Origin of the sequence: Daejeonella sp. (assembly GCF_036405355.1) — a bacterium.
In the GTDB taxonomy this organism is placed as follows: domain Bacteria; phylum Bacteroidota; class Bacteroidia; order Sphingobacteriales; family Sphingobacteriaceae; genus Daejeonella.
On the sequence record NZ_DASWXT010000023.1, the window covers coordinates 41078 to 51005 of the forward strand.

The 9928-nt window shown below is 39.2% G+C and carries 8 protein-coding genes; 6 read left to right on the forward strand and 2 right to left on the reverse strand.

Going from position 1 to position 9928, the window contains the following annotated elements:
- Position 1 precedes the first annotated feature (1 nt).
- Positions 2-184: a spore protein gene (locus tag VGE44_RS02590; protein WP_305363718.1), complete on the forward strand. Its 183-nt coding sequence runs from the start codon at positions 2-4 to the stop codon at positions 182-184.
- Positions 185-588: 404 nt separating this feature from the next.
- Complete coding sequence (locus tag VGE44_RS02595) at positions 589-1206, forward strand: hypothetical protein (protein WP_331076199.1); 618 nt, start codon at positions 589-591, stop codon at positions 1204-1206.
- 123 nt (positions 1207-1329) lie between these two features.
- On the opposite strand, the gene VGE44_RS02600 is transcribed toward VGE44_RS02595, so the two are convergent.
- Positions 1330-2364: a quinone-dependent dihydroorotate dehydrogenase gene (locus VGE44_RS02600; protein WP_331076200.1), complete on the reverse strand. Its 1035-nt coding sequence runs from the start codon at positions 2362-2364 to the stop codon at positions 1330-1332.
- A gap of 210 nt (positions 2365-2574) precedes the next feature.
- Between VGE44_RS02600 and VGE44_RS02605 the strand changes: the two genes are divergently transcribed.
- Positions 2575-3324, forward strand: coding sequence for an isoprenylcysteine carboxylmethyltransferase family protein (locus VGE44_RS02605; protein ID WP_331076201.1), 750 nt, complete (start codon positions 2575-2577; stop codon positions 3322-3324).
- Between the two features lie 12 nt (positions 3325-3336).
- Here VGE44_RS02605 and VGE44_RS02610 read toward each other — a convergent pair whose 3' ends face one another.
- Positions 3337-5751 carry an AsmA family protein gene (locus tag VGE44_RS02610; protein ID WP_331076202.1) on the reverse strand — a complete coding sequence of 805 codons (2415 nt, stop codon included), beginning with the start codon at positions 5749-5751 and terminating at the stop codon, positions 3337-3339.
- Between the two features lie 151 nt (positions 5752-5902).
- Here VGE44_RS02610 and VGE44_RS02615 point away from each other — a divergent pair, with 151 nt between their 5' ends.
- The 3 genes from VGE44_RS02615 to VGE44_RS02625 all read left to right on the forward strand — a co-directional run bounded on the left by VGE44_RS02615 (position 5903) and on the right by VGE44_RS02625 (position 9765).
- On the forward strand, positions 5903-7819 hold the full coding sequence (locus VGE44_RS02615; RefSeq protein WP_331076203.1) for an ABC-F family ATP-binding cassette domain-containing protein: 1917 nt from the start codon (positions 5903-5905) through the stop codon (positions 7817-7819).
- Positions 7820-7864: 45 nt separating this feature from the next.
- The gene (locus VGE44_RS02620; RefSeq protein WP_331076204.1) at positions 7865-9160 is read left to right on the forward strand and encodes a DUF5103 domain-containing protein; all 1296 of its coding nucleotides are present in this window, start codon (positions 7865-7867) and stop codon (positions 9158-9160) included.
- A 74-nt stretch (positions 9161-9234) separates the two neighbouring features.
- The gene (locus tag VGE44_RS02625; RefSeq protein WP_331076205.1) at positions 9235-9765 is read left to right on the forward strand and encodes an acyl-CoA thioesterase; all 531 of its coding nucleotides are present in this window, start codon (positions 9235-9237) and stop codon (positions 9763-9765) included.
- Positions 9766-9928 lie beyond the last annotated feature (163 nt).

A 9928-nucleotide genomic window follows, 5' to 3' on the forward strand; every position in this document is an offset into this window, starting at 1 on the left:
CATGGGTGTTACACGTTTAAAGAGAAAAGACAGAAAAAATAAAACTACTTCACGTTTAGAAGTTCAGTTTTTGAAATTAGGCCGGAATATTGAAACCGGAAGCCGTTCAGCAGAATCTGCTACCGGACAAATAGCTAAAAACAATGCGGTTCTAGCTGCTATTGAAGCTGCTGCTAAGAAATAATTAGCTTTATTTTAAATATTCAATCCTGGTCTTTACAGATCAGGATTTTTTTTGTCCGGTAATTTTTAAAATCATACCGTTAAATAATTTTTCCGGGCATAATCAGGCTCCAGTTTTTTTTCTGTTTAAATTCATTAAACGCTGACAGGGTTTAAAACCCTGTCAGCGTTTTGCTTTTTTTGGGGATGTCCGCCTTGGGGAATTTTTTTGAAAAATTAAAATAGGGTCACTCATTTCAGGATTCAATTTATCCGTAAATCTGCCCAATTATACCGTTAACTAATTCTTCCAAAGCAAATCAAAATCCGGTCCGTTTTCTGGTTAAATTAAACTATTAACGCTGACAGGGTTTAGAACCCTGTCAGCGTTTTAGTAACAACATTTTGGAATAAATTCGGATCATCATGAAAAAAAATACCGCACCTCTGGCACCTGATACCTTTTACCACATATTCAACCGGGGTATAAATAAGGAGACTATTTTTAAAGAAAAAAGAAACTATACCTATTTCCTGAATAAATACTTAAAATTTATAAGTCCTATTGCCCATACCTATGCTTTTTGTCTTTTAAAAAATCATTTTCATTTTCTGATTCGTACCCGATCGGAAGAAACATTGAAGAAAATTATCCCTGAAGAAAAAGGGTATCCAACTGAAAAAATAATCAGCTTACAATTCAGTCACCTATTTAATAGCTATGCGCAGGCTATTAATAAAAGGTATTCAAGAACGGGTGGATTATTCGAAACCCCGTTCAGGAGAATCGAAGTAAGTGAAGAGTACTACTTAATTCAACTAATCGCTTACATCCATCTCAATCCGTTTAAACACGGTTTTACTAAAGATTATATTAATTACCTCTACTCATCATATCATTTATTGCTTCAGGGTAAAAGCAAAATTCTGGAAACCGATACTGTCATGAATTGGTTCGGCGGGCCGCAACTATTCAGCAGTTTTCATAATAACTGGTGTGAAACACTGGATTTTAGTTCGAAAATGACTTTTGATTTTGATTAGTGAAACGCTGACAGGGTTTTGGCCCCTATCAGCGTTATTTATAAAAGATTGATTTTGGTTCGATTATACCTTTTAACTATTATTAGTCAAACGCTGACAGGGTTTTGAACCCTGTCAGCGTTATTAGAACCCTGTCTGCGTTAACAAGCTCCTGAGGATCCTTTTAATCAGACCGGGGCCTTCATAAATAAACCCAGTATAGATCTGAATCAAAGATGCACCTGCCCTGATCTTTTCCTGAGCATCCTCCGGACTATGAATCCCCCCTACTCCAATAATTACAAAGCTTTTACCAGATTGTTCAGACAAGTAGCGTATAACCTCTGTAGATCGTTTAGTTAAAGGCTTACCACTTAGTCCTCCACTTTCATTCTTAAGGCTTTCAGGCGCTGATAATCCATCTCTAGAAAGAGTTGTGTTAGTTGCAATCACACCCGCAATTTTAGTTTCTTTAACAATCTCAATAATATCATCCAGCTGAGAATTTGTAAGATCAGGTGCTATTTTTAACAGAATAGGACGTGATATATCGTTCTTTCTGTTCCGCTGCTGCAGGGTGTTCAGTATGTTTTTAAGTGGTTCCTTCTCCTGTAATTCGCGTAAACCAGGTGTATTAGGGGAACTTACATTGACAACAAAATAATCGACCACATCGAATAAACGGTCGAAACATTTTATATAATCATTAACCGCATCTTCATTGGGCGTATGCTTATTCTTCCCGATATTTCCACCGATAATCATTCCCTTCTTATCAATCCTCTTCAGGCGGTCGGCTGCCACATCAACCCCTTGATTATTAAAGCCCATCCGGTTTATAAGAGCATCATCCGATGGCAATCTGAACATTCTCGGCTTGTCATTACCTGGTTGTGGCAAAGGCGTTACTGTTCCAATCTCAATAAAACCAAAACCAAATTCTGCAAGGTCCTCTACCATGGAAGCATTTTTATCAAAACCGGCTGCCAATCCAAGCGGATTTTTAAATTTCAAACCCATTACCTCTCTTTCCAGACGCTTATCTTCAAGCCGGAAGGATGATTTCAATAAGGACTTAACTCCCCATATTCGATTCACTCTTCGCAATCCCCCGGTCACCAGATGGTGAATACTTTCAGGGTCAAATTGAAATAAAATGGGTTTGATCAGCTTGTACATGCAGCGAAGTTACAGGTTTGATTTATATTTTCATTTCGGGCCTTCGAAAAAACACGCTTGTACTTCTGATAAAAATCCTATCTGAAAAATTCTATTAGGTAAAAAACTCTTTGTAACAATTAAATTACTTAACAAAATCTTAACATAGACTTGCAATTTCTACATATATAATTTACATTACCATGACACTATAGCAATAGCAGAGAAAAGATGGCTTTAACTGAACAAATGCAAGGCCAGGGAACATGGCTATTCAAACACCGGGGAGTATTACCACTTATCGTTTTTGTGATTGGAGCTGGTCTGTTTTTAAAGAATGAATCCAGTCCGGAGAACTGGATTCTAAAGGAAGAGATCCAGCACTATCTTTATGAATTATGCTGCCTCATTGTATCGTTTATAGGTTTCTTTATTCGGATATACACAGTAGGTTATAGCCGCCCAAACACTTCGGGAAGGAACACAAAACAACAAGTGGCCGATGAGCTCAACACAACCGGCATTTATTCGGTCGTCAGAAATCCGCTCTATGTCGGTAACTTCTTTATGTGGCTTGGAATTGCCATGCTAACAGGTAATTTCTGGTTTATTATTGCTTTTACGCTATTTTATTTTCTCTATTATGAACGAATTATTTTTACAGAAGAAGAATTCCTGAAGAATAAATTCGGAGATGCCTACCTGAACTGGACAAAAAAAACGCCAATAATTGTCCCAAGATTCGGCTCATTTGTCAAATCTGAATATAGTTTTAACTGGAAAAAAGTATTACGTCAGGAAAAAAATGGATTTGCTGCCCTCTTGATCATCTTCTGTCTGTTTGATGCAGCCGGTGAACTGGTCAAAAAACAACCTGATATCAATGAAACCCTTCAATATTTAGGCATATTTTCTGTCCTGACCTATTTCATTTTGAAATTTATAAAATACAGAACAAAGCTCCTTCAGGACCCTGGTTAAATTCCCCTGCATTTATTCTTCTGCCTTATCTGATTTTTTCCCCAGGCGAATTTTCACTTTACCGTCTTCACCATCTACCGCCCGGAGGTTGAGGACTATCCCCTTCAATGACCGCTCCCTTTTCTCATCAGCATCTGTTATTAATTCATCCCTGCGGGGATTTCGCAGCGGAATTAGCATTCCGATGTCTGTACCTTTTCCGAAGCTATAAACCCCCGAAAGATAAATATTCAAAACACTGGATCTGATCTCCATTGGAGGGATATTCACTTTGTCCCTCGAAATACTCAAAGTATTTTTCAGATTCATAAATGTGATATTCGAGAAATCACGATTCGGAAATGCAAAATTCCCGATTTTGTACATCGGCTCGAAGTTAACAAGAGAACCATTCCGGATATCAAAGCTAACTTTCCCGATTAATGAACGTGGAACAATCTTCCCTGTCGGAAGCATAGAACCAGAGACCGATGCATTTCCAAAAAATGTTCCTCTTAAATTCTTATCGGTAATCGCATCCTGTCCGAAATTCTCAAAGGCATGAAACAAATTCTGCACATTAACATTATTGATCCTTGAATTCACATTGAATCGATTCACCTTGCCACTTTGATCAATATTGCCATTAATATTCATACTCCCACCACCTTGTTTGATACTCATCCTGTTGATCAAAATACCTGATTGCTTAAGCGTAATATTTGATCTCAGATCCTTACCCTGAAAATTTTTATAAACCAATCTGTCAACCTCAATTTCCATAACCATACTCGCCTGTTCGAGCATTTTATCCAGATTGCCTGTAAATCGTTTACCTTTAGCATTTGAACCCCGTTTTCTCTTGCCCAGAAAAGCCAGGAATTCATTTAAATTAACATTCGGACTCTTAATCTTCCAGTCAATCAGAATCTTCTGGGGGTCGGTATAATAAAAGTTTGAGAAATTCTTCAGCACAGCCTCCATTGCTAATGATGTTGTTCCGCTTTTAACCTTCAGGTTCTCTAAAAACAAATCCTCTCCTTTAAAATTCATCAGCATTTTAATATCCTTAAAAAGCAAATTTCTCGGATTATAGGCTGCTGCTCCCTTGTCTACATTGACCGTACCATAGATGTATCGCCTGCCCGTATCCAATTGATTGAAAGGAGCCTTATAAACCAAATTCAAATCTGCTGTTCCCGCAGTAAATTCAAAAGTGTTTCCTCCAAATATCTTATTGAGCTTTTCAAGCTGAAAATTAGACTTAAACTTTCCTGTAAACACCGGATTTCTCAAGTCAGTTATCTGAATTGAATCTGCTTTGAACGGGATATCATAAAAATTTCCTGCCAAATTATAAAATGCAATCATTGAATTGGGATCTTTTCGTGGAAGCCCCTTTTTCCATTCATTGGTATAAATCCCTGTAAAACTGCAATCCGTTATAGTCTCTCCACGTGTACTAAGAATATTATTGTTTGCTTTAAAATTCACCTTAATCAGTGGATCTCCACCTTGCTTAAATTTCCCGGACAAATAAGCATGAACTTCTAAAGGCTTCTTAACATCATAGGGCTGTAATTTTGAAATTATATGCGATGATAATAAACTCTTTGCATCCTTAAACAGAATGGATGGCGCCTGTATTTCAATCAGATATTCTTTATTATCTGATGAGAAATTAAGATTTCCGCCGATTAAAAGATCATCCTTATCGATCATGATCTCCTGCATTGGGATAGCCAACTGCCCTGTTTTATCGGTATATTTCATATCGAGGTCAAGCTCAAGCAATTTCCCTTTCAGAAAGCTTCCTCTTTTTAAATTGAATGCAAAAAAATCAACTTGTGTAAGTGATTTCAAATTCCCTTCCCAACCCCCAATTTTCTGATTAATCCTGCCCTTGAAATTTATGATACTGAACTTAAATAACTTATGCTTTTGCTGATCATCAATTGTAAATTTTACATCCTTTAAATTTACCCTGCTAATCTTTTTACTAAGCCCTCCCTTATCATCCGATGCGCTCTTCTTTTTGAAGATTTCGGTATTTCTTAAGCCAGTACTATCTGTCAGAAGATAAATTTCAGCATTTTTAAGCTCTATATCGCTGATCTTTATTGAACCCGAAAGGATAGAGAATGCATTGATAGCCACATATACATTTTTTGCCTTCAAAAGATCGTGTTTATGAACTGACCATAAACTATCTCTTAATAGTACATCCTCCAGAGCGACTGAAATTCCGGGAAAACCCCTTATCAGAGAGGGTTCCATACGGTCTATTGTAAGCTTGCCACTCAGATCCTCATTGAGCTGAGTTGTAATTGCAGTCAGGATTTCTTTCTTATGGGTATAAACATATGCCGCAAGGACGATCCATGCAACCAGAAAAAGGCCCAAAATCAGCCCACCTATTTTTAAAGTAATTTTTAACCAGCGCGACATCAATCAGAATTTAATTTCATATAAACAATCGTAATCAGATAATCTTATCAAAAGGCAAGCCATTAATTAATTCAAATGAAAATTCAGGATTTTATCAGGGATAGTATGTGCTTTAATAAATATAATCTATAATTCCGTACTTTTGCGGCAAATGATTGCAATAAACAACTTAACGTTCGAGATCGGTGCAAGGGCATTATACGACGAAGCAAACTGGCATATAAAGCCAGGAGAAAAAATTGGCTTAATTGGTGCGAATGGTACCGGAAAAACAACACTGCTAAAAATAATTGTTGGCGACTATGCACCAACCCGTGGTACAATTTCAATGGCTAAGGATATCAAGATCGGATACCTTAATCAGGATCTGCTTTCCTACCAGTCTGACAAGAGTATTTTGCACGTTGCAATGGAGGCATTTGAACGCCAGAATCAATTGCATACAGAAATCGAAGCAATTTTAAAGAAATTAGAAACAGAATATACCGACGACTTAATCAATAAATTAAGCGACAAACAGCATGAGTTTGAGGCCCTCGACGGATATAATATTGAATATCGTGCCCATGAGATTATGGCCGGACTCGGTTTCAGTGAAACGGATACCCATCGTACCCTTTCAGAATTTTCTGGGGGATGGAGAATGCGGGTTATGCTTGCACGGATCTTACTTCAAAGTCCTGATATACTTTTACTGGATGAGCCTACCAACCACCTGGATCTTCCTTCAATCAAATGGCTGGAAACCTATCTCCAGGCCTTTGAAGGTGCGATTGTAATTGTTTCTCACGACAGGTATTTCCTGGATCGGGTAGTCAAGAAAATCGTTGAATCAAGAAAAGGTAAATTAATCCCTTATGCCGGAAATTACAGCTTTTATGTAGAGGAAAAAGGACTAAGGGAAGAGATTCAGAGTGGTCAGTTCAAAAACCAGCAGGCCAAAATCAAACAGGAAGAGCGTTTAATCGAACGGTTCAGAGCCAAGGCAAGTAAAGCCAAGATGGCCCAGTCCCGTATTAAAGCACTCGAGAAAATGGAACGCGTGGATGATGTGGATGACGATAATCCATCTGTAAATTTCAGTTTCAAATTCAGCAAGCAATCAGGACGGCATGTAATCAGAATCGAGGATCTGACCAAAGCTTATCCGGGTGTACCCATCGTACATAATGCAACCGCAACGATTGAAAAAGGTGATAAAATTGCACTGATCGGTGCCAACGGGCGTGGTAAATCAACAGTATTAAGAATCATAGCCGGAGCTGATAAGAACTTTACAGGTATGTGCGAAACAGGGCATAATGTGACTCAAACCTTTTTTGCTCAGCATCAGTTAGAAGCATTACACCTTGAAAATTCCATCATTCAAGAACTGCAGGCATTTGCTCCCAAGCATACTGAAACTGAACTGCGTTCTATTCTGGGATGTTTTCTCTTTACCGGAGATGATGTTTTCAAAAAGATCAAGGTCCTTTCAGGAGGAGAAAAATCACGGGTTGCACTGGCTAAAGCCTTAACCGCAGACGCGAATTTCCTCATTCTGGATGAGCCCACCAATCACCTGGATATTGCATCTGTAAACATTCTGATTCAGGCCTTGAAACAATATGAAGGTACTTTCATCGTAGTTTCCCACGACCGTTATTTACTGGATAATGTTGCCAATAAGATCTGGTTTATCGAGGATCAGGAGATTAAAGAATATCCTGGCACCTATGCTGAATATGAAGAATGGAATTCCAAAAGAGTTTATGTTCCAAAAGTTATAGCCCCGGCTCCTAAAAAAGAAGAGAAAAAGGAAGAAAAGCCTAAAGTTCAAATCGAGAATAAGGGAAATGAACTTAAAAAGCTAAACCAGACCCTTCAAAAGCTGGAAGAGGATATTGCTGAACTTGAAAAATCTGTAAAGGATGCTGAAGCAGAACTATCCAAAGAAGAAATTTATAGCGATCCTGAGAAACTATCTGAAGCAAACAGGCGTTATCAGCAATTGAGTCCGCGTTTATTAAAGGCTCAGGCTGAATGGGAACGCATGGCCGAAGAGATTATGGAGCTTGAGGGGAAATAAAAAACCCCTCATCCATCTCAAGTCAGGGACATTATAAATCATTGTATGAAGAAATTATCGTTTCTGCTATATCTTTTACTGGTATCATTTGGCATACAGGCACAAAAAAAAGTGCGTGTACGCCCTGCAGAAGCTCCTCAAAATACAATCCGGTATGAGAATTACACTTATATCCCTGAAATTAAATCCGTAGAGTTTTATAACCGGAACAAGGAACAATCCATTCCTGTTTACATTCTGGGGAGTCAGGATAATCTGATCCTTGGCTTTGACGACCTGCGTACGGGAAGCCGTAATATCAGTTATTCCATAGAGCATTGTGATTCAGAATGGAACAGCAGCCGCCTTTCTCCGCTTGATTTTGCAGACGGATTCAGTGAAGACCGGATCATTGATTACCGCAATTCATTCAATACCCTGCAGAAGTTCACTCATTATGAGCTGAGCCTGCCCAACCTGACCATCAAGCCCAAGATCTCTGGTAATTATCTGCTGAAGGTTTATGAAGATAATGATCCGCGTAAAATACTGATCACCAAAAGATTCTTTGTCGTTGCCCCGGTTGTAGGCATTGCGGCAGAACTCAACAGATCCAATACTGTGGCTAATCGCGATCAGATGCAGAAACTAAATGTTTTGGTCAACCACGGTCAGGTGCAGATCAATAACCCTTATCTGGATGCGAAGATCAAGGTACTCCAAAACGGAAGGTTTGACAATGAACAAACCCTTAAGCGCCCTACCTTCATCCGTCCAAGCCAGCTGGTTTATAATGACCTGAGGACATTGGATTTTAAGGGTGGCAATGAATTCAGACGCTTTGATATCCGCAGTCTTCGATTCAGAACCGAGGAAGTTGCCCGTATTATTCAGGATACTGCAAATACAGTTATTCTTCAGCAGGATATTGAGGAAAACAGACCAGGATATACGTTTAACTATGATGAGAACGGTGCCTTTTTCATCCGAAATACCGATGGCAGGGATAACCGCACCGATGGAGATTATGCCTCAGTCTATTTATCCCTGAATGCTCCGAAACCATCTGATGGAGGAAATGCCTATGTGGTCGGGCAGTTTAACGATTACCGCCTTAGCGACAAGCTGGAATACGATGAAGTTCGTAAGCGCTTTACCGGGATGATCTTTGTTAAGCAGGGATTGACCGATTACCATTACATCTGGGTAAGTGCAGATGGTAAAACCAGGGATGATGTGGTCTTCGATGGCTCACATTATGAAACCGAAAACGATTATCAGATCTTTTTCTATTACCGCAAACCCGGTGGCCGATGGGAAGAACTGATCGGTTTTAGTCAGATTAATACTGTAAAACGCTAAAAACTTAAATAAAGTCATTCCAGACTCGATCCGATTGTCATTCCGGAATGATCCGGAAACACTACCTTTGCCTCATGAGCACAATTACCAAAAGCCCTAAAGAGTCGTTCACCATCATGAATGAACTGGTACTTCCAAATGATACCAATCCCTTAAACAACCTGATGGGTGGCCGTTTATTGCACTGGATGGACATCGCAGCAGCCATCTCAGCGCAGAAACATTGCAATAATATTGTCGTTACCGCATCGGTTGATAATGTATCCTTCAGGCATGCGATAAAACTGGGCGATGTAATCACCATTGAAGCCAAGGTTACCCGGGCATTCAGCACCTCCATGGAAGTACGTCTGGACGTTTGGGCTGAGAACATCCCATCCGGAACAAGAGTACGTTCAAATGATGCCTTTTATACCTTCGTTGCGCTTAATAAAGAGGGAAAACCAATTTCCGTTCCCGAAATTGAACCGGAAACTGATACTGAAAAAAAACTATTTGACGGAGCCCTGAGACGTCGTCAGCTCAGACTGATCCTTGCTGGAAAGATGAAAGCCCATGATGCCACGGAGTTGAAAGCCTTGTTTTTGAACCAAACGGAACTTTAAGCTAAAAGTGGAAAGCTAAAAGCAGGGATTTTCGTTTTCGAGTAAAATGTGTTATATTGAGTACGCATTTTTCACTGTCAACTGTCAACTGTCAACTGTCAACTGTCAACTGTCAACTGTCAACTGTCAACTGTCAACTGTCAACTGTCAACTGTCAACTGTC

Coding starts and splice junctions, on each gene's coding strand:
- VGE44_RS02625 (WP_331076205.1), top strand. CDS start 9,235: ATGAGCACAATTACCAAAAGCCCTAAAGAGTCGTTCACCATCATGAAT.
- VGE44_RS02615 (WP_331076203.1), top strand. CDS start 5,903: ATGATTGCAATAAACAACTTAACGTTCGAGATCGGTGCAAGGGCATTA.
- VGE44_RS02620 (WP_331076204.1), top strand. CDS start 7,865: ATGAAGAAATTATCGTTTCTGCTATATCTTTTACTGGTATCATTTGGC.
- VGE44_RS02590 (WP_305363718.1), top strand. CDS start 2: ATGGGTGTTACACGTTTAAAGAGAAAAGACAGAAAAAATAAAACTACT.
- VGE44_RS02600 (WP_331076200.1), bottom strand. CDS start 2,364: ATGTACAAGCTGATCAAACCCATTTTATTTCAATTTGACCCTGAAAGT.
- VGE44_RS02610 (WP_331076202.1), bottom strand. CDS start 5,751: ATGTCGCGCTGGTTAAAAATTACTTTAAAAATAGGTGGGCTGATTTTG.
- VGE44_RS02605 (WP_331076201.1), top strand. CDS start 2,575: ATGGCTTTAACTGAACAAATGCAAGGCCAGGGAACATGGCTATTCAAA.
- VGE44_RS02595 (WP_331076199.1), top strand. CDS start 589: ATGAAAAAAAATACCGCACCTCTGGCACCTGATACCTTTTACCACATA.